16 protein-coding genes are annotated in these 19,640 nt (G+C 69.8%); 6 read left to right on the forward strand and 10 right to left on the reverse strand.

Annotated elements, in window-relative coordinates; all coding sequences use genetic code 11:
- Nucleotides 1–98: 98 nt before the first annotated feature.
- The 6 genes from OG452_RS12550 to OG452_RS12575 all read right to left on the reverse strand — a co-directional run bounded on the left by OG452_RS12550 (nt 99) and on the right by OG452_RS12575 (nt 7,263).
- The gene (locus tag OG452_RS12550) at nt 99–488 is read right to left on the reverse strand and encodes a cytidine deaminase (protein WP_327295717.1); all 390 of its coding nucleotides are present in this window, start codon (nt 486–488) and stop codon (nt 99–101) included.
- Entirely contained in the window at nt 485–1,774 is a 1,290-nt protein-coding gene (locus OG452_RS12555; RefSeq protein WP_327295718.1) for an ABC transporter permease, read from the reverse strand. The genes OG452_RS12550 and OG452_RS12555 overlap by 4 nt, the downstream gene beginning before the upstream one ends.
- Nucleotides 1,771–2,901: an ABC transporter permease gene (locus OG452_RS12560; protein WP_327295719.1), complete on the reverse strand. Its 1,131-nt coding sequence runs from the start codon at nt 2,899–2,901 to the stop codon at nt 1,771–1,773. The genes OG452_RS12555 and OG452_RS12560 overlap by 4 nt, the downstream gene beginning before the upstream one ends.
- Complete coding sequence (locus OG452_RS12565; protein WP_327299601.1) at nt 2,898–4,523, reverse strand: ABC transporter ATP-binding protein; 1,626 nt, start codon at nt 4,521–4,523, stop codon at nt 2,898–2,900. Before OG452_RS12565 ends, OG452_RS12560 begins: the two co-directional genes overlap by 4 nt.
- 209 nt (nt 4,524–4,732) lie before the next feature.
- Nucleotides 4,733–5,788 (reverse strand): BMP family lipoprotein, encoded by a 1,056-nt coding sequence (locus OG452_RS12570; protein WP_327295720.1) that lies wholly within the window; start codon nt 5,786–5,788, stop codon nt 4,733–4,735.
- A gap of 152 nt (nt 5,789–5,940) precedes the next feature.
- A complete protein-coding gene (locus OG452_RS12575) occupies nt 5,941–7,263 on the reverse strand; it encodes an amidohydrolase (protein WP_327299602.1) in 1,323 nt (440 codons plus the stop codon).
- A 293-nt stretch (nt 7,264–7,556) separates the two neighbouring features.
- Between OG452_RS12575 and OG452_RS12580 the strand changes: the two genes are divergently transcribed.
- Together OG452_RS12580 and OG452_RS12585 are read left to right on the forward strand one after the other, a co-directional pair.
- Nucleotides 7,557–8,102, forward strand: coding sequence for a signal peptidase II (locus OG452_RS12580; RefSeq protein WP_327295721.1), 546 nt, complete (start codon nt 7,557–7,559; stop codon nt 8,100–8,102).
- 195 nt (nt 8,103–8,297) lie between these two features.
- Nucleotides 8,298–9,809 carry an AAA family ATPase gene (locus tag OG452_RS12585; RefSeq protein ID WP_327295722.1) on the forward strand — a complete coding sequence of 504 codons (1,512 nt, stop codon included), beginning with the start codon at nt 8,298–8,300 and terminating at the stop codon, nt 9,807–9,809.
- Nucleotides 9,810–9,851: 42 nt separating this feature from the next.
- Here OG452_RS12585 and OG452_RS12590 read toward each other — a convergent pair whose 3' ends face one another.
- The 4 genes from OG452_RS12590 to OG452_RS12605 all read right to left on the reverse strand — a co-directional run bounded on the left by OG452_RS12590 (nt 9,852) and on the right by OG452_RS12605 (nt 14,560).
- A complete protein-coding gene (locus OG452_RS12590) occupies nt 9,852–10,886 on the reverse strand; it encodes a hypothetical protein (RefSeq protein WP_327295723.1) in 1,035 nt (344 codons plus the stop codon).
- A 52-nt stretch (nt 10,887–10,938) separates the two neighbouring features.
- A complete protein-coding gene (locus OG452_RS12595) occupies nt 10,939–11,862 on the reverse strand; it encodes an N-acetylneuraminate synthase family protein (protein WP_327295724.1) in 924 nt (307 codons plus the stop codon).
- Nucleotides 11,863–11,873: 11 nt separating this feature from the next.
- A complete protein-coding gene (locus OG452_RS12600; protein ID WP_327295725.1) occupies nt 11,874–13,097 on the reverse strand; it encodes an acylneuraminate cytidylyltransferase in 1,224 nt (407 codons plus the stop codon).
- An 89-nt stretch (nt 13,098–13,186) separates the two neighbouring features.
- Nucleotides 13,187–14,560: a DUF6716 putative glycosyltransferase gene (locus OG452_RS12605; RefSeq protein WP_327295726.1), complete on the reverse strand. Its 1,374-nt coding sequence runs from the start codon at nt 14,558–14,560 to the stop codon at nt 13,187–13,189.
- A gap of 187 nt (nt 14,561–14,747) precedes the next feature.
- Here OG452_RS12605 and OG452_RS12610 point away from each other — a divergent pair, with 187 nt between their 5' ends.
- From OG452_RS12610 to OG452_RS12625, 4 genes are all read left to right on the forward strand, one after another.
- The gene (locus tag OG452_RS12610) at nt 14,748–15,731 is read left to right on the forward strand and encodes a glycosyltransferase family 2 protein (protein ID WP_327295727.1); all 984 of its coding nucleotides are present in this window, start codon (nt 14,748–14,750) and stop codon (nt 15,729–15,731) included.
- The gene (locus OG452_RS12615) at nt 15,728–17,110 is read left to right on the forward strand and encodes an alpha-2,8-polysialyltransferase family protein (RefSeq protein WP_327295728.1); all 1,383 of its coding nucleotides are present in this window, start codon (nt 15,728–15,730) and stop codon (nt 17,108–17,110) included. The genes OG452_RS12610 and OG452_RS12615 overlap by 4 nt, the downstream gene beginning before the upstream one ends.
- 233 nt (nt 17,111–17,343) lie before the next feature.
- The gene (locus OG452_RS12620; protein ID WP_327299603.1) at nt 17,344–18,456 is read left to right on the forward strand and encodes an acyltransferase family protein; all 1,113 of its coding nucleotides are present in this window, start codon (nt 17,344–17,346) and stop codon (nt 18,454–18,456) included.
- A 403-nt stretch (nt 18,457–18,859) separates the two neighbouring features.
- On the forward strand, nt 18,860–19,636 hold the full coding sequence (locus tag OG452_RS12625; RefSeq protein ID WP_327295729.1) for a (5-formylfuran-3-yl)methyl phosphate synthase: 777 nt from the start codon (nt 18,860–18,862) through the stop codon (nt 19,634–19,636).
- Nucleotides 19,637–19,640: the final 4 nt, after the last annotated feature.

The following is a 19,640-nucleotide window of genomic DNA, read 5'->3' on the forward strand; positions in this document are numbered from 1 at the left end:
GTGATGCGTAACGCGCGACTCTACGCGCATAGAGAGATCAGGGAGAAGGGGGCCGGGGCCTCCCACGACTACGGAAGGCCCCGGCCCCTCAGCGTCCGTCAGTTCAGATGCTGCGGGCCGAAGGCCTGCGGCAGCATCTCGGAGAGCGGCAGCACCCCGTCGGGGGTTTCGAGCAGCAGCTCGGGCCCGCCGAACTCGTACAGCAGCTGACGGCAGCGCCCGCACGGCACGAGCACCGCGCCCGCGCCGTCGACGCAGGTGAAGTGGGTCAGCCGGCCGCCACCGGTCGCCTGGAGCTGGGAGACCAGGCCGCACTCGGCGCACAGCCCGATGCCGTACGAGGCGTTCTCGACGTTGCAGCCGACGACCGTACGCCCGTCGTCCACCAGGGCCGCGACTCCGACGGGATACTTCGAGTACGGGGCGTACGCATGGGACATCGCGCCGCGCGCGGCCTCCCGCAGCACGTCCCAGTCGACCTCTGTCACTTGCCCTGGCCCTTCCGGTAGCGCATACCGTCCGCCTTGGGCATCCGCAGCCGCTGCGCGGAGAGCGAGAGCACCAGCAGGGTCACCACATACGGGGTGGCGCCCACGAAGTCGGACGGGACATCGTCGGTCAACAGGTACCAGACCAGAATGAGTACGGCCATGACCGCGCTGATCGCGCCCTGGAGCACGGACTTGCGGTAGAGCTTCCACCCGGCGAGCAGCACCAGCAGCACCACGATGAGCAGCAGCAGCGCGTGGACGGTCTCGCCGCCGTTGCGCAGCTGGAGCGCGTCGGAGAAGCCGAACAAGCCCGCGCCCATGGCGAGTCCGCCGGGGCGCCAGTTGCCGAAGATCATCGCGGCGAGACCGATGTAGCCGCGGCCGCCGGTCTGGTTCTCCAGGTAGATGTGCGTGGGGACCATCGCCAGGAACGCACCGCCGAGTCCGGCCAGACCGCCGGAGATGGCGACGGCTGCGTACTTGTACCGGTAGACGTTGACACCCAGCGACTCGGCCGCGATCGGATTCTCGCCACTGGAGCGCAGCCGCAGGCCGAACGCGGTCTTCCACATCACCCACCAGGTGCCGACGAAGAGCAGCACGGCGATGATCGTCAGCACCGACACATCAGTGACCAGGCCGCCGAGGACGCCGGCCAGGTCGGAGACGAAGAACCAGTGGTGCTTCTCGACGGAGGAAAGGCCGTCCGAGAGCCCGGGGATGGTGACGCTGGGCATCGAGTCGACGGGCGGGGACTGCTTCGGGTTGCCGCCCGCGGCCATCGCGGCGCCGTGGTTGAAGAAGATCTTGGCGAGGTACTGGGTGATGCCCAGCGCGAGCAGGTTGACGGCCACACCGGAGACGATGTGGTCGACGCCGAAGGTGATGGTGGCGATCCCGTGGATCAGCCCGCCGAGCATCCCGAAGGTGATGCCCGCGAGCAGCCCGAACCAGGGGCTGGACTGCCAGCCGATCCAGCCGGCCCCGAAGGTGCCGAGGATCATCATGCCTTCGAGGCCGATGTTGACCACACCGGCCCGCTCGGACCAGAGGCCGGCGAGACCGGCGAGGCCGATCGGTACGGCGAGCCCGAGCGAGGCGCTGATCTGCCCCTCGGAGGTCAACTGGTCCGCGCCGGTGACGATCCGGACCAGCGAGAGCAGGGCCAGGGCGCCGGCGACGATCAGCAGGATCTTCGGGAGCGAGAGCCGGGAACGGCCGGACTTGGCGTTCGCCGCCTTGGGAGCCGCTGGCGGCGGAGTCTCGGTCATGGTCGCGGTCATGCCGTCACCTCCTGCTGGTTCGAGTGGGCGGCGGCCTGCGCGGCGAGTTCGGCGCCGACCTTCTGCTGCTGGCGCTTGAGTCCGTAGCGGCGCACGACCTCGTAGGCGATGACGACGCACAGGACGATGACGCCCTGGATCACGCCGAGGATCTCCTTGTCGTACCCCATGAACTCAAGGTGGTTGGTGGTGCGTTCCAGGAAGCCCCAGAGGAGCGCGCCGAGCGCGATCCCGACCGGGTGGTTGCGGCCCAGGAGCGCGATGGCGATGCCGGTGAAGCCGATACCCAGCGGGAAGTCGTTGCTGTACATATGGCTGTCGTTGAGCAGCGTCGGCATACCGATCAGACCGGCCATCGCACCAGAGATGATCATGCTGGTGGCGACCATCTTCCTGACGCTGACACCGCTCGCGGAGGCCGCGGACTCGGACTGGCCGACGGCCCGCAGGTCGTAGCCGAAGCGGGTGCGGCCCAGTACGAACCAGTACGCCACACCGGCCAGCGCCGCGATGAAGATGAAGCCCCAGAGCATCCCGGCCGGGCCCGTGTTGATGGAGAAGAACCAGGAGGACTCCGGCAGCGGCTTGGTGGAGACGAGCGTGCCCGCGTCGTCGAGCTGGCCGAGCCGGCCCGGCTGCATCAGATAGGCGATCACCGCGGTCGCGATCGAGTTCAGCATGATCGTCGAGATGACCTCGCTGACGCCCCGTGTCACCTTCAGTACGCCCGCGATACCCGCCCACATCGCACCGACCAGCATGGCCGTGACGATCATCAGCGGGATCTGGACGATGCCGGGCAGCGTCAGCGCGCCGCCGACGACGGCGGCGAAGAAGGCGGCCATCCGGTACTGGCCGTCGACACCGATGTTGAAGAGGTTCATCCGGAAGCCGACGGCCACCGCGATACCCGCGAGGTAGTACGTCGTCGCCTTGTTGAGGATGTAGATCTGGCTGTCGCTCGCCGAGCCGTACGTCAGCATGTCGCTGAACGCGGACAGCGGGTTCTTGCCGGTGGCCAGGATGACCAGCGCGGTGACGACGAGGGCCGCCACCACCGCAAGCAGGGGGGCCGCTATCGCGAGGATCAGCCGCTCCCGGTCGATACGCGAGGTGTACTTCTTCATCGGTCCTCTCCCCCAGCTTCGCCGCCGGCGGTGTCCGGGGTCTCCGGGGTCTTGCGGGGCTCCGGGATTCCCAGTGCCTCCGGGGCGGCGGTCCCGTCCGCACCAGCGTTCCCGCCGTGCTCCAGGTGGCCGGTCGCGGCGCCCGTCATCGCCGAGCCGAGTTCCTCGGGGGTGATCGTGGCGGGGTCCGCGTCGGCGACGAGCCGGCCGCGGTACATCACCCGCAGGGTGTCGGACAGGCCGATCAGCTCGTCCAGGTCGGCGGAGATCAGCAGGACGGCCAGCCCTTCGCGGCGGGCCTCCTTGATCTGGTCCCAGATCTGCGCCTGCGCGCCGACGTCCACGCCCCGGGTGGGGTGCGCGGCGATCAGCAGCTTGGGACGGTGGCTCATCTCGCGGCCGACGATCAGCTTCTGCTGGTTGCCGCCGGAGAGGGAGGCCGCGGTGACGTCGATACCGGGTGTGCGCACGTCGTAGTCCGCGATGATCCGCTCGGTGTCGGCGCGGGCCGCCTTCGCGTCGATCAGCCCGTGCCGGGAGTTGGGCCGCTCGGTGACGTGGCCGAGGATCCGGTTCTCCCAGAGCGGGGCCTCCAGGAGCAGGCCGTGCCGGTGGCGGTCCTCGGGGATGTAACCGACGCCGCTCTCACGGCGCTTGCGGGTGGACGCGTGCGAGATGTCGGTGGTGTCGAGCGTGATGACACCGCCGTCGGGGTCGCGCATCCCCATGATCGCTTCGACGAGTTCGGCCTGGCCGTTGCCCTCCACGCCCGCGATACCCAGGACTTCGCCCTGATGGATGGTGAAGGAGATGCCGGAGAGCACCTCCCGTACGACACCGTCGGTGTCGACCGCGGTGAGCTTCAGGCCGTCGAGGGTGAGCATCGGTGCGTCGGTCACCGTCGACTCGCGGGTCTCGGGCGAAGGCAGTTCACTGCCGACCATCAGCTCGGCCAGCTGCTTCGAGGTGGTGGTCGCCGGGTCGGCGGTGCCCACGGTCGTACCGCGCCGGATGACGGTGATCTCGTCGGCGACGGAGAGCACCTCACCGAGCTTGTGGGAGATGAAGATGACCGTCAGGCCCTCGGACTTGAGCTCGCGCAGGTTGTCGAAGAGCGCGTCGACCTCCTGCGGGACCAGGACCGCGGTCGGCTCGTCGAGGATGAGCGTGCGGGCGCCGCGGTAGAGGACCTTGAGGATCTCCACGCGCTGGCGGTCGGCGACGCCGAGGTTCTCGACGAGGACGTCCGGGCGCACACCCAGGCCGTACGCGTCCGAGATCTCCCGGATCTTGGTGCGGGCCTTGGTGCCGATCCCGTACAGCTTCTCGCCGCCCAGGACCACGTTCTCCAGGACCGTCAGGTTGTCGGCGAGCATGAAGTGCTGGTGCACCATGCCGATGCCCCGGGCGATGGCGTCGGCGGGGCTGGCGAACACGGCCTGGTCGCCGTCGATGGCGATCGTGCCCTCGTCCGGCTTCTGCATGCCGTAGAGGATCTTCATCAGGGTCGACTTGCCGGCCCCGTTCTCACCGCACAGCGCGTGCACGGTGCCCTTGCGGACGGTGATGTCGATGTCGCGGTTGGCGACGACACCGGGGAATCGTTTGGTGATGCCGCGCAGTTCGACGGCGGGAGGGCTGGACGCGTTGATGGCGCACTCTCCTCGGAGAAGGAGCGGTGGAGGGTCCCGGCGGAGACGGGGAGGGATGCGGTGACGCTAGCGCGTCAACTACGCGCTACACGCGTAGAGTTGACACATCGTTATGGGCCCGGCGGGAGGGACGCAACCCTCACACCGGGCCCCGGGTCCTTCGTTTGGATCAGGCCGGATCAGGGGGTCGTCTTGACCTTGACCTTGCCGTCCACGATCTTCTTCTTCGCGGCGTCGAGCTGCGGCTTGATGTCGGTGATGAAACCACCACTGGTGGCCAGCGAGACACCGCCCTCGGCGAGCGAGTAGGTGTGCGTACCGGTCATCGGCTTGCCGGCGCGGACCGACTTGACCAGGTCGTAGACGCCGATGTCGACGTTCTTGACGACCGAGGTGAGGATCGAGGACTTGTACTTCGCAAGCGAGGCGATGTTGTACTGGTCCGAGTCGACGCCGATCGCCCAGGCGCCCTTCTTGCCGTTGACGGCCTCGATGGCGCCGTTGCCGGACGAGCCCGCCGCCGAGTAGACGACGTCAGCGCCCTTGTCGAGCATCCCCTGCGCGGCTTCCTTGCCCTTGTCGGGGCTGGCGAAGCCGGAGGTGTCCGAACCGTGGCTGAGGTACTGCCGGTCGATCTTGATCTTGCTGTTGGTGTCCTGGACGCCCTGGACGAAGCCCGCCTCGAACTTCTTGATCAGCGGGACGTCCACACCGCCGATGAAGCCGACGTGGTGCGTCTTGGACTTCAGCGCCGCGGCGACACCGGCGAGGTAGGAGCCCTCCTGCTCGGTGAAGACGATGTTGTCGACGTTCTTGGCGTCGACAACCGAGTCCACGATGCCGAAGGTGACCTTCGGGTACTTCGCGGAGACCTGCTTCATCGAGTTCGCGTACGCGTAACCGATGCCGACGATCGGGTTGTAGCCGGCGTCCGCGAGGTCGGTGAGCCGCTGGATGCGGTCGGCCTCGGTGTCCGTGGTCTTCGCGGTCAGTTCCTTGACGCTGCCGCCGAACTGCTGCTTCGCCTTGTCGATGCCGCGGGCGGCGGAGTCGTTGAAGGAGTGGTCACCACGGCCGCCGACGTCGTAGGCGACGCCGACCTTGACACCCTTGGAGGAGCCGGACGACGAAGAGCTGGAGTCTTCCTTGGTCGACGTGCTGCCGCAGGCGGACACGGAGAGAGCGAGAGCGGCGGTGGCTATGCCAGACGCAGCGATCTTGGTTACCCGGCGCAAGAGGAGGTCCCTTCAAACCAAACCTGGAGCGCCTCTTCCGGCGCTGGTTTTCGCGAGGATCGTAACGCGCGTAGATGTCAGGTAAAGGCCTGTTCGGAACCTGTTATCGGATCGACGCGAACGAGGTCGGGCCTGTCCGGTCACCTGTCCGCCTACAGCCGGTGTCCATCCAGCAACGCGGCCGCCGTGAACAGCTCCACGCCGACCTCGACCGACGCCTCGTCGGGGTCGAAGTCCCCCCGGTGCAGGTCGCCTCGGGCGCTGTCGCCGGGAGTCCGCACACCGAGCCTGGCCATCGCGCCCGGCACCTGCTCCAGGTACCAGGAGAAGTCCTCGCCGCCCAGGCTCTGCTCGGCTTCCTCGATCGCGTGCGGTCCGCGGCGCGCGGTCATGGCGTCGCGCAGCAGCTCGTTCATGGCGCCGTCATTGACGACGGGCGGCACCCCGCGTACGTAGTTGATCTCCGACTTGGCCCGGTGCAGGTCGGCCACCTCGGCGATGGCCGCGTGCACCAGATCGGGGGCGGCCCGCCAGGCTGCCAGGTCCAGGCAGCGCACGGTGCCGGAGAGTTCGGCGTGCTGCGGGATGACGTTGCAGGCGTGGCCGGCCTCGATCCGCCCCCAGGTCACGGCGAGCCCGGCCCGGGCGTCGACCCGGCGGGCCAGCAATGCGGGTACCTCGGACACGACCTTGGCGGCGGCGGTCACCAGATCGGTGGTGAGGTGGGGGCGCGCGGTGTGCCCGCCGGGCCCGTCCAGACTGACTTCGAGCCGGTCGCAGGCGGAGGTGATGGCCCCGGTCCGCAGCGCGACCCGCCCGGCGTCGACCTTGGGGTCGCAGTGCACGGCGAGAATCCGGCCGACCCCTTCGAGCACCCCGGCCTCGATGGCGTCGGGAGCGCCGCCCGGGAGCACTTCCTCTGCGGGCTGGAAGATCAGCCGTACGGGGTGGGGCAGCTGACCGGCACGGTGCAGCCGGGCGAGCACCAGACCGGCGCCGAGCACGACGGTGGTATGCACGTCGTGCCCGCAGGCGTGGGCCATCCCGGGCACGGTGGAGCGGTAGTCGCAGTCGGTCTTGGTGTCGGGGATGGGCAGCGCGTCGATGTCGGCGCGGAGGGCGAGCATGCGGCGGGGGGCCGCCTCACCAATACCACCGGCCTCATCAACACCGTCGACGCCGATGTCGCAGATGAGGCCGGTCCCGATGCTGAGCACGCGGGGCGCGAGCCCGGCCAGCTCCAGGCGCGCCTTGAGGGCGGCAGTGGTACGGAACTCCTGATTCCCCAGCTCCGGGTGCCGGTGCAGATCACGCCGGAAGGCGATCAGTTCGGCACGGAGGTCGGCGGGCAGCACACCGGGCAGAGCCGCACCGGCCGCACCGGCAAGGACGGGGGCCCCGGCACCACCGCTTCCGCTGGCATCACTGGCGCCGTCGGCGTCACCGGGCTGGTCGGCATCGGACTCACGGGACATCAACTGGTTCACCCGTTCAAGGTTAGGCCCCTTCACCACTCAACTAGCCATCGATCAACAAAAGTTCAGCCGCTTAGGCGAAAGAAATCCGGCGCGGCGGGCTTGGAACGGGTGGTTGGTGGGTATTGCAGTGCACCGTTGCGGCTGCCGGACTCCGGCGGCGACGCCGCACGCACCTGGACCCGGGCGGTCGCGGGGCGGTCCATAGGCTGGCGACGAGGCGGGTCCCTTCACATGGGATCCGCGACCGCGAGCCGGGACACGGCCGGGTGGCAGACATGAGGTGGCTGAACGTGACGAATCCGGTGCCGGACCTGGAGCCGAAGGGCAAGCGGCGCACCCCTCTGCTGCTCGGCGTGGCAGGGGTCGCGTACGCGCTCGACCTGGGCAGCAAGCTGGCCGTGGTCGCGAAGCTGGAGAACCACCCGCCCGTCAAGGTGATCGGCGGCTGGCTGGAGCTGAACGCGATGCGCAATCCCGGCGCGGCCTTCGGCATCGGCGGGGCGACCACCATTCTGTTCACGGTGATCGCGGTGGCCATCGCCCTGGTGATCGTCCGCATGGCGCGCAAGCTGTACAGCGGCCCGTGGGCGATCGCGCTCGGACTGCTGCTCGGCGGTGCGCTCGGCAACCTGACCGACCGCCTCTTCCGCTCCCCGGGCGGCCTGCGCGGAGCGGTCGTCGACTTCATCGCGGTCCGCGACTTCAGCGTGATGAACCTGGCCGACTGGGCGATCTCCTGCGGCGGCGCCCTGATGGTGATTCTGGCCTTCCGGGGCAGGGGGCTGGACGGCACGGTCACCGGCAGCGAGCGGCAGCCGGAAACCGACGCCGGCTGACACAGCCTCGCGGCCCACTCCGGAGAGCACGTAGCTCCGCCGGCGTGCGGTCGGGCGCATGCATCAGGTGACGATCGCGGAGATCCGATCTCCCGGGCCCGCCGGTCCTCTCCCTCTCCCATCGGGGGGCGCCATAAATCCGCCTCGACCTATACTGATTCGTATATCTGGAGTTATACGAATGAGGAGCCCCAGTTGCTGGAGAAGCCCGCCAGGGTGCTCGCCCGTGATCGCGAATGGCGAGTCCTGAACCAATTCCTGGCAGCCGACGACCCGCAACTGCGACTGGGACTGCTCTCCGGCCGCAGGCGTTACGGCAAGTCCTTCCTCCTTCGCGCACTGACAGAACAGGCCGGCGGGCTGTATCTGAGCGCCGTACGGGAAGAGGGCCGCATCGCCGCACTCGAACGCGCCACTGCCGCTGTCGCCGCATACGCCGGTCTACCGGAAGCCGAAGTCCGGATCGGTGACTGGGAACGGATACTGACGACGGCGCTCGACCAGGTCGCGCGGCGGGCGGAGCTGCCTCTGCTCGTGATTGACGAGTTGCCCTACCTGCTGGAGCACTCGCCGGAGATGCCCGGCATCCTGCAGAAGCTGTATGACGACTCCCAGGCCGGCAGCCCGGGCGACCCCGTCCGGGGGCGGATCATCCTCTGCGGTTCAGCGATGAGCGTCATGCACGAGTTGCTTTCGGGCACCCAGCCGCTCCGAGGCCGGGCCGCCCTGGACATGCGGCTCACGGCCTTCGACTACCGGACCGCGAGAGAGCTCTGGTCGGTCGACGACCCGAATGTGGCACTCCGGCTGCATGCCGTCCTCGGCGGCGCACCTGGCTACCGGCAATTGGTCGCCACCGGCACACCCGACTCCGTGGCCACGTTCGACACATGGGTCATGGAGAATCTTCTGAGCCCGGACATCGGCGTCTTCACCCGCACCGAGACCGAGTATCTGCTGCGTGAGGACCCCCGCATCACCCGCCGTACGCTCTACTACGACGTGCTGACGGCGATTGCACGCGGGGCATCGTCTCCAGCGAAGATCGGCGGCCTGGTCGGCAGGGAACGCACTGCTCTGGCCCACCCCCTGAACGTGCTGGAGAGCTCCGGGTACGTCGTGAGGGAGGCTGACGTCCTCCGAGGCCGCAACACCAGCATCAAGCTCGCGGATCCGGTGATCCGCTTCAATCAGCTGATCGCGGTTCCGCGGGCCGACCTCGTCGATCGCGGGCGTGCCGATCAGGCGTGGCGGGCGTCCGCTGCCACATTCCAGTCGAAGATTCTCGGGCCGCATTTCGAAGACCTGGCCCGCCAGTGGACCGGGCACTACGCCCACGAGCTGCTGCCCGGACTGGAGTTGGGAGCGATCGGTACCACCGTGGTTTCCGGCCCCAGGGCGAAGACCGCGCACGAGGTCGACGTCGTCGCGCTCGATCTGGACAGTCGGCCGCAACAGCCCGGCGCCCGTATCCGTCTCCTCGGTGAAGCCAAGGCGACGATCGACCGCCGGAGCCTGCACGATCTCACCCGGCTGGAACACATCCGGACTCTGCTGGCCTCACAGGGCTACAACACAGAGGGCGCGGTACTGACGCTGTTCTCCCTGAACGGCTTCTTCCCCGACCTGGTCCGGACCGCCGACCAGCGAAAGGATGTAGCCCTGGTGGGCCTCGACGCCCTGTACGGCGGCACGCGCCACGTTTGAGAGCAGTGAGAGCAGTGAGGCCCGCCGGACCGGCTCAGGCACTCAGACCCCCGGCACCAGCCGCTGCACGTCGCGGGCTGTTCCCGTCACCCCCGCCAGAAATCCCTGCGCTCGGGGTGACGCCGTGTCCGTGAGCCAGGCCGGGTCGATGTCGCAGACCGCCACGCGGACCTCAGTGCCCGTCAGGGCGAGCGGGAGGGTGTGGACCACCGTGGACGGGAAGCTCACGATCGTGCGGCCGATCGGGCCGCGGCGGGCGATCAGTTCCAGTGGGAGGTCGGGGCGGACGATCTCCAGGCCCGTCTCCGCGTGCAGGCGGTGCAGCTTCTCGGTGGATTCGCGGCGGTGCGCGAAGTACCGCGTCACCCGGTGCGTACGGGCCAAGTCGGTCACCGCCGCGATGTAGCGGCCCTGGTCCACCACCCCCGTCTCCACGAGCGAGGTGCCCACCAGGTCGGATGTGCGGGTGATCCTCGGCGGGCCGAAGCGGGAGCGGGTCCAGGCGAAGTCATTGGTGGTGACCGTCAGTCCGGGGGGCGCGTCCGCGACCGGCATCGAGCTGAAGACCTCGACCGCGCGCCGTCCCGACGGGGTGAGGCGGCGGCGGGCCGCCGACGCCATGGGGGCGAAGAGCAGGTCGCGGGGGCCGCGTCTGCCGCGTCTGTGCCAGCGGACCAGTGGCTCCTTCGCGGCGAGTTGGGCGATGAACTCCATGGTGGCCGTGCCGTCGTCCACCACCGTCAGGTCCCGGGCGCCGGACAGGGCGAGGAGGAGTTGCACGTACCGCGAGAACGGGTCCCCGATGACGATCCGGTCGGCCCCGCGCAGCAGGGGTGTCAGCCCGCCGATCGTCTGGAACGGCGCCGCCACTCCGCCACGCGCCTCCTCCCAGCGCACCGTGAGCCCCTCACCCCGGGCCAGTTCGGCCATCCGGCGCAGCTGGCCGCGGGACATGGGGTCGAGCGGTGAGAGGACGACCACGGTCAGGTCCATGGTCGTCGTGTGGGCCCACTCCAGCAGGTTGAGCAGCTGGACGGGGCTCTCCACGAAGGCGAGCGTGGTGGGGGCGCTCTTCACAGTGGCGGTTCTCCTCCTGGGGCAGTCTTCTCGGGCTCTCCTGCCGCCCGGGTCAGACCGACGCGGGCTCGCGGTCCGCGCCCTCGGCGACGACGCCCGCGACGCGGCGCAGCTTCTTCATGGGGGCCAGCTCCGACTCGTAGACCTTCTTGACGCCGTCACCGAGCGACGCCTCGATGGTGCGGATGTCGCGGACGAGGCGCGTGAGGCCCTGCGGCTCGACGGACGCCGCCTGGTCGGAGCCCCACATGGCGCGGTCCAGGGTGATGTGGCGCTCGACGAACGCCGCGCCGAGCGCGACCGCGGCCAGGGTGGTCTGGAGGCCGGTCTCGTGGCCGCTGTAGCCGATCGGGACGTTCGGGTACTCGCCCTGGAGCGTGTTGATGACGCGCAGGTTCAGCTCCTCGGCCTTGGCCGGATACGTCGAAGTGGCGTGGCAGAGCAGGATGTTGTCGCTGCCGAGCACCTCGACCGCGTGCCGGATCTGCTTCGGGGTCGACATACCGGTGGAGAGGATCACCGTACGGCCGGTGGCACGCAGCGAGCGCAGCAGCTCGTCGTCGGTGAGCGAGGCGGAGGCGACCTTGTGCGCCGGTACGTCGAACTTCTCCAGGAACGCGACGGCCTCGGTGTCCCACGGGGAGGCGAACCAGTCGATGCCGCGCTTGGCGCAGTGGTCGGAGATGGCCCGGTACTCGGTCTCGCCGAACTCGACGCGGTGGCGGTAGTCGATGTACGTCATCCGGCCCCAGGGGGTGTCGCGCTCGATGTCCCACTGGTCGCGCGGGGTGCAGATCTCCGGCGTGCGCTTCTGGAACTTGACCGCGTCGCAGCCGGCTTCGGCGGCGATGTCGATCAGAGCGAGGGCGTTGTCCAGCTCACCGTTGTGGTTGATGCCGATCTCGCCGGTGATGTAGACGGGGTGGCCGGGGCCCGCGGTCTTGGTGCCGAGGGTACGGAGGCGGGTGGTGCTCATGAGGGGATTCCTTACTTGTTGAGGGTGGGGCCCAGGAGCCAGGCGGCGATCTCGCGGATCGCGCCCTCGCCGCCGGGGGTGGTGGTGACCGCGCGTGCGGCGCCGCGTACGGCGTCGTGGGCCTGGGCGACCGCGACGGGCCACCCGACGAGGCCGAAGCACGGCAGGTCGTTCACGTCGTTGCCGACGTAGAGCACGCGCTCGGGCGCGACACCCTGTTCTTCGCACCACTGCTTGAGTGCGAGGTCCTTGCGGTCGATGCCGTGCAGCACGGGCACCCGCAGCTTGCGGGCGCGGGCCGCGACGACCGGGTTCTGCTCGGTGGAGAGGATCAGGATCTTGAGGTCCGTGGAGTCGCGGAGCGCTGCGACACCGAGGCCGTCGCCGCGGTGGACTGCGACGAACTCGTGGCCGTCCGCGTCGATGAGGACGCGGTCGTCGGTCTGGGTGCCGTCGAAGTCCAGGACGACGGCGTCGACGTCGTCGCGGCCCGGCAGCGTACGGACGTCCAGGAGCGGCGCGAGGGCGCGGGCGCGGGCCAGGTCGTGCGGGTCGTCGATCTCCAGCACGCGGGCCGGATCGGTACGGACCAGGGCGGTCTCGCCGAAGAAGCGGTGCCGGGCGGCGCGGAAGCCCCCGGCGTTCATGGCGTACGCCGCGCCGGTCTCCAGATAGTCCTGCGGGCGGTCCTGTCGGCGGGGGCGGAACGCCTTGTCGTGGTTGACCCCGGTGGTGTCCGTACCTCCGCCGTCGGCGTCGGCGCGCTGCTCCTCGCGCCAGATGAAGCCGTGCGTGGGGGCGACGGTGAGCGCGGTGTCCGCGCCGCCCGTGGCGACCGCGGCCGCCACCCCGTCGATCTCCGCGCTGGTGAGGAAAGGGCTGGTGCACTGCACGAGCAGCACGACATCCGTTCCGGGGTACGCGTCGAGCGCATGCAGCACGGCGGCCTCGCTGGTCGCCGTGTCCCCGGCGATCTCGGCGGGGCGCAGCACCACGTCGGCGCCGGCCTCGCGTGCCGCCGTCGCGATCCGCTCGTCGTCCGTCGACACGGCGACGTCGGTGACCTGGCGTGCGCCCAGACAGGCGCGGACCGCGCGGGCCACCAGCGGTACGCCGCCGACCGGTTCGAGGTTCTTGGCCGGCACGCCCTTCGATCCTCCGCGAGCCGGGATCACGGCCAGCACCCGGGGGGCCTTGGCCGGTGCCGCGGGCTGCGTGGACTCAGCGGGCTGCACGGACCCAGCAGATCGAGCGGGCTGGGCGGGCCTCGACGGCCCGGCCGCTGGTTCGGCGGCTTCGGCGGCTTCAGCGGCTTCGGTGGGCATCACAGTTCTCCCATGCGGCGGATGACGGGGGCCACGCGCTGGACGCCGTGGCGGTACGCCCCGCGCGCCGCGTCCCGTACGGCGTCGCGCACGACTCGCCGTACCCCGCCGGTCTCGGCGGCCGGGGCGGCGTCCAGGCGGTAGCGGGCGAGGATGCCGGGGAGGTATCCGGGCGCGGAGACGTGGGTGTAGTAGGGCTCTACAGGCGGGAGTTGAGGCTCCAGGAGCAGTCGCGCGACCCGTTCTCGTACGGCGTCGAAGGCGGTGTCGTCCGAGCCTCCCCCGGAGGGTGGTCCCCCAGCCGCCACCCCCTGCCGGGTCAGCCAGGCGGGATCGGCCTCCGGGCTCGCGCCGGCGTCCAGCTGGTCCCATGAGGCGAGGCAGCCCGAGCCGAGAAAGTGGTGGTTGCCGAGCGCCTCGCGGATACCGAGGTCGGTGAGAACAGCGGTGGGGATGCGCCGGTGCAGGGACTCCAGAGCCGCGGTCGAGGAGACCGTGACCAGCAGGTCCGTACGGTCCAGCACATCGCCCATGTGCCCGTACACCAGCCGGAAGTTGGCGGGCAGCCCGCCGGGGAGCTTCTCGGCCAGCTTCTGGTAGGGCAGTTCCTCGATGTGCGTGGTGTGCTCGCCGGGCTGGGACCGGAGTTTGAGCAGCACCTCACGGTCCGGGTGCAGCCGGGCGTGTTCGACCAGGCGGCGCAGCAGATACGTCCGGCCCTCGCGGGAGGCGGGGACGGAGGGCTGAGCGGCGAAGACGACGGTCTTCAACGGACCCCCGGCGTACGGCGCCCCGCCCAGGAAGGGCAGCGCGGTCCCGGTCACGGCGGACGCGTCGGCGCCCACCCCCTCGTACACCGCGCGGAACCGTTCCGCGTCGTGCGGCGAGTTGGCGAGGACCACGTCGGCGCCGTGCCGCAGCAGGAGACCGTCGGCCAGCTTCTCGTAGACCACCCCGACATAGCCGGTGACGACGACGGGCCGCCTTACTGACTTACTGAGCGCGGCGGTTCCGGCTGCGGCGGCCCCCTCCCCGGCGGTGCCGGCTGCGGGGCTCCCGAGCGCGGCGAGTCCGTGCAGCATCGCCTGGACCGCGCCGCCGACGAGTGCGAGGACGATCACGTCGTAGCCGTCCTGCTCGACGGCCCGGAGGAACTCCGCCCCCGTCACCTCCCGGACGGCGGCCGTGTCCACACCTGCGCCCACCTCGGCGAGCTGGCGCGGGGTGGGCGTGGCCCGGCCGCGCAGCAGAAAGCCGCTGAGCCTGGCGTCCCCTACGGAGAGACGGCGTGCGGTGAGCGCGCCCCATTTCCAACGGGTGTCGGAATCGGCGATCACGGCAACGCGGAGAACATCGCTGGTACTTGCTTGCACAACGACGAAGGTAGAAAGGCATTCGGTTCGGTGGCCCAACTCAACCGCAACAAAGGGTTAACAGCGGGCCGACAGCGGGAGAAACGGCAGACGGGACAAGGCGGTTCACTGTTCCGCCATATCCAGTTCACCTGCCATCCCACCGGGCTTCAGGACAAATGCCGGGGCACCTCTTAGCGTCACGCAGGTGGTTAAGCTCTCCGTCATCGTGCCGTTCTACAACGTGCAGACATACGCCCCCGACACCCTCAGAAGCCTCCGCGCGAACGCACGCGACGACTTCGAGTTCCTGCTCGTCGACGACTGTTCGACGGACGGGACCCCGGAGATCCTCGAACGTGCGGAGCGCGAGCTTCCCGGGGCCGTCCTGCTGAAACACCGGGAGAACGGAGGACTCGCCACCGCCCGCAACACCGGGCTCGACGCGGCGAGCGGCGAATACATCACCTTCCTGGACGGGGACGACTGGCTCGCCCCCGGGTACTACGAGCGGCTGCTCGCCGACATGGAGGCGCTGGGCTGCGACTTCGTCCGCACCGACCATGTGCAGTGCATGGGCAGCACGCGTACGGTCCACCGGGTCCCGTACGGCAGGCGCGGCGAGGTCACCGTTCCGCGCGAGGTGATTCTGCCCGCCGACCGCTCCACCCCGGTCGACTACGCGTACGCCTGGGCCGGTATGTACCACCGCAGGCTGCTGGACCGCGGGCTGCTGCACTTCACCCACGGGCTGCGCACCGCCGAAGACCGCCCGTGGATCTGGCGGCTGCACAGGGAAGCGGAGTCATTCGCCGTACTCGGGCTGCTGGGAATGTTCTACCGGCGCGGTGTCGCCTCGTCCCTCACACAGATCGGCGACGTGCGCCAGCTCGATTTCATCCGCGCATTCGACCAGGTTATCGACGAAACATCGAAAGACCCGGAAGCCGATCTCCTTCTTCCCAAGGCCGTGCGCACCTATTGCGCGATTATTTCGCACCACTTGGGCTCCATCGAAAGGTTCGAACCAGCCGTGGCACGTAAATTGCGGACGCTCAGCGCGGCCGCGCTGAAACGGATGCCGCAGGATCTGCTGAGCGACGCGCTCGACTCGATGGACACCGCGCGCGCCTCGCGTCTGCGGCGGCTGCGCCGCCGTCCGGCCTCGCTGACGACGGAGGCCGCAGCGTGACGACGTCGCCCGCCCGTGGAACCGATACGCCCCACGCAGCCCGTACACCCCGCACGACGCAGATCTTCTACGCCTCCACGCTGTACGGAGCCGCCACCCTGGCCGCCGCGATCGACAGCGGCTGCTTCGACTCCGCCGACCGGCGACTGCTGCTGGTCAGCAACAACGCGGCGATCCCGGAGACCACTCCCGCGCTGGACGCGATGCCCGGTTTCGAGCAGCTGCGCCACCGGTTCGACGGCGTGCTCTCCTGGAACGACACCATCGAACCGCTGCACCCGGGCGGCTGGTCGCCGCGCACCGACGACATTCCGCTGTGGGAACGGCAGTTGAGGCTCCTCTGGGACCTCGGTGACGACCGGATCGAGCTGGCGGTCGAGTCCGTCCAGGTCAACCCGGCGCAGGCGCTGGCCCTGCTCTTCCAGGACGCGCCGGTCACGGTGTACGCGGACGGGCTGATGTCGTACGGCCCGACGCGCAACAAGATCGATCCGTTGATCGGCACCAGGATCCGGCGGCTGCTCCATCTGGACCTGGTGCCCGGTCTGAAGCCGCTGCTGCTCGCCGAGTTCGGGGCCGAGCCGGAGATCGTGCCGGACGCCGCCTTCCGCAAGGTACTGGGCGAGCTGGCCGAGTCCGTGACGAGCCTGCCCGAGTGCGCGGAGCCTCCGGCGCTGCTGCTCGGCCAGTACCTCTCGGCGCTGGAGATCCTCACTCCGCAGGAGGAGGAGGACCTCCATGTACGGATGCTGCGCGGGGCGGTCGCGCTCGGCCACCGCACGGTCGTGTTCAAGCCGCACCCGACGGCGCCGGCCCGCTGGTCGCGGCTGCTGGAGCGGGAGGCGGAGCAGCTGGGCGCCGAGCTGACCGTACTGGACGAGCCGTTGCTCGCCGAGACACTGTACGAACGGACGCACCCGGCGCTGGTGGTCGGCTGCTTCTCCACCGCGCTGCTGACGGCGAGCGCCTTCTACGGGATCCCGGTCGCCCGCACCGGTACCGAGCTGCTGCTGGACCGGCTCGCCCCGTACCAGAACAGCAACCGGGTCCCGGTGACCATCGTCGACGCACTGCTGCCAGCGCTGGAGGACGCCGGAGCCCCGGCCGGGGCCGCGTCCGCCGACGATCTGCCGGGGCTCGTCGCCGCCGTCGGCTTCGCGATGCAGCCGCAGCTGCGGCCCGATCTGCGTCCGGCGGCCGAGGCGTACCTGAGCCGCCACCTGGACGCCCACACCTGGCGCTACTTCAAGCGTCGCCGGCTGACCGTGCTGGGGCTGCCGGGCGCGCTGCCGGCCCAGCTCGCCTTCATCCCGCGCAACGCGACGGTACGACGGGTGGCCCGGCGGGCCCGCTCCCTCAAGAGAGTCGCGCTCGGATGACCCCTGCCCCGGCCTCCGTGCCGCTGCCCGCCGCGGTCCCGTCGCCGGTGCCCGCGGCGGCGGCCCCGGGCCAGGACGCCGGCCCCGCCCCCGCGCCCGGTTCCGCCGACGCCGCACCCCTTCCGATACCGGACCCGCCCGTATCCGACGGACCGCTGCCGATACCGGACCCGCCCGTATCCGACGGACCGCTGCCGATACCGGACCCGCCGATACCCGGCTCACCGCTGCCGATGCCCACCGCGCGTACCGGCCCCGGTCGGACCGCCCGCGCGGGCGGCCGGCTGCGCGCGCTCGACGGACTGCGGCTGGTCGCCGCCCTGATGGTCGCCGCGTACCACTACGGCGGCCGGGACGGCGACATCAGCAGGGCCTGGGGCGGGTCGCCGCGCCACCAGTTCCCGACACTCTCCGAGTGGTTCGCCTACGGCTGTCTCGGTGTGCAGATCTTCTTCGTCATCAGCGGTTTCGTGATCTGCATGAGCGGCTGGGGCCGGCCGCTGCGCTCCTTCTTCGCCTCCCGGGTCTCCCGCCTCTACCCGGCGTACTGGGCGGCGATCGTGATCGTCACGGCGACGTTCGCACTCCCCTGGGTCGCGTACCGGACGGTCTCGCCCAGCGACGCGCTGGTAAACCTCACCATGCTCCAGCAGCCGGTCGGCGCCGAGCGGGTCCTCGGTGTGTGCTGGACCCTCTGGGCCGAGCTGCGCTTCTACGCGCTCTTCGCCCTCTGCGTGGTGCTGCCCGGCGCCAACCGGCAGCGAGTCCTGGTCTTCTGCGGGGTGTGGACCCTGGCCGCCGCGATCACCGACGCGGTGCATCAGCCGATGCTGAGCATGGTGCTGATGCCGGAGTACGCGCCGTTCTTCATCGGCGGGATCGGTCTCTACCTCCTGCACCGCGACCGGCTGGACGTCATCGCCTGGGGCGTCGTCGGCGTCAGCTGGGCGATCGGCCAGCACTACGCGGTCGCCGGTCTGTGGCACCGGGCCGATCCGGCGTTCTTCTCCTACCGGCACACCATGGTGATCGTCGCCGTGGTCACGCTGGGCTTCGTGCTGGTCGGCGCGGTGGCACTCGGTTTCTTCCGCTGGGCCGACTGGCGCTGGCTGACGGTCGCCGGGGCGCTCACGTACCCCTTCTACCTGGTGCACGAGCATCTGGGCTGGGTAGTGGTGGCCGTACTCCACCGGAAGCTGGGGATCCCCTCGTACGGCACGCTCGTTCTGACCGTCGCGCTGATGCTGGGGCTGGCCTGGCTGCTCAACCGCTACGTCGAGAACAGGCTGACGCCGGTACTGCGCGGGGCGCTGTCCAGGAGGGTCAGTTCCACGGGGAGCGGGTGACGGCCAACCGGGGCTGGGAGTGGGGTCAGTTGGTGCACAACCCGGCGTGCCGACGTGGCATCACAGTGACGGGGAAGGCACCTGGCCTGCGCGGCTGTAGCCCTGGCTCTGGTCTTCGTACGGTTCGACGCGCCTGCCCCGCGCTGGGGACATCCGTCGGCCCTCGGCGCGGCCGCCGATACCGCCGGGCCGCGGATCCTTGCCTGCCGCGTGGCACCACGCTTCACCGCGGAGCACGACGCTAACCGTCGTGGCCGTGCGCTGGGGGCGTGCGGGGTTGGGGGCAATGATCCGTCCGGTACTCCGCGCGCCCTCCCCGGCACGACGGGCCGCCGTAATGATGAGCGGACCGCACGTGCTCGAGGATCCAGCGACTCCGCATACCTGTCCTCGGCAGGTGGACATGCGGTGGAAGGAACCCACGTTGTTGCTTCTCATCTCCCCCGACAGTGTCGAAGAGGCCCGCGACTGTGTGAAGGCGGCGGAACACCTCGACATCGTCGATGTCAAAAGGCCCGAAGAGGGCTCGCTCGGCGCGAACTTCCCCTGGGTCATCAGGGAGATCCGTGATGCGGTCCCCGCGGACAAGCCGGTGTCCGCCACGGTGGGAGACGCACCGTACAAGCCCGGCACGGTGGCCCAGGCGGCGCTCGGCGCAGCTGTCTCCGGGGCCACGTACATCAAGGTCGGCCTCTACGGATGCACGACGCCCGAGCAGGCCGTCGATGTCATGTGCGGGGTGGTCAGGGCGGTGAAGGACTACAGGCCGGACGCGTTCGTGGTCGCTTCGGGGTACGCCGACGCCCACCGCATCGGCTGCGTCAACCCGCTCTCGCTGCCCGACATCGCCCGCCGGTCCGGTTGCGACGCGGCCATGCTCGACACCGCGATCAAGGACGGGACACGGCTCTTCGACCATGTCCCGACCGACGTCTGCGCGGAGTTCGTCGGGCTGGCCCACGGGGCCGGTCTGCTCGCCGCACTCGCAGGGAGTGTCAAGGTTGGTGATCTCGGTGCGCTGACCCGTATCGGCACGGACATCGTGGGGGTACGCGGTGCGGTCTGCGAGGGAGGTGACCGCAGGACGGGAAGGATCCAGCCGCACCTGGTGGCCGCCTTCCGGGCCGAGATGGACCGGCATGCCCGGGAATACGCGGCGACCACCGTCACCGCGAACTGACCGC

The sequence above is a fragment of the Streptomyces sp. NBC_01197 genome (assembly GCF_036010505.1).
In the GTDB taxonomy this organism is placed as follows: domain Bacteria; phylum Actinomycetota; class Actinomycetes; order Streptomycetales; family Streptomycetaceae; genus Streptomyces.

What these genes read in the sequence shown, in the direction of transcription:
- OG452_RS12555 (WP_327295718.1), bottom strand. Translation starts at nt 1,774, where the DNA reads ATGACCGCGACCATGACCGAGACTCCGCCGCCAGCGGCTCCCAAGGCG.
- OG452_RS12560 (WP_327295719.1), bottom strand. Translation starts at nt 2,901, where the DNA reads ATGAAGAAGTACACCTCGCGTATCGACCGGGAGCGGCTGATCCTCGCG.
- OG452_RS12575 (WP_327299602.1), bottom strand. Translation starts at nt 7,263, where the DNA reads ATGTCCCGTGAGTCCGATGCCGACCAGCCCGGTGACGCCGACGGCGCC.
- OG452_RS12595 (WP_327295724.1), bottom strand. Translation starts at nt 11,862, where the DNA reads ATGAGCACCACCCGCCTCCGTACCCTCGGCACCAAGACCGCGGGCCCC.
- OG452_RS12620 (WP_327299603.1), top strand. Translation starts at nt 17,344, where the DNA reads ATGCCCACCGCGCGTACCGGCCCCGGTCGGACCGCCCGCGCGGGCGGC.
- OG452_RS12625 (WP_327295729.1), top strand. Translation starts at nt 18,860, where the DNA reads ATGCGGTGGAAGGAACCCACGTTGTTGCTTCTCATCTCCCCCGACAGT.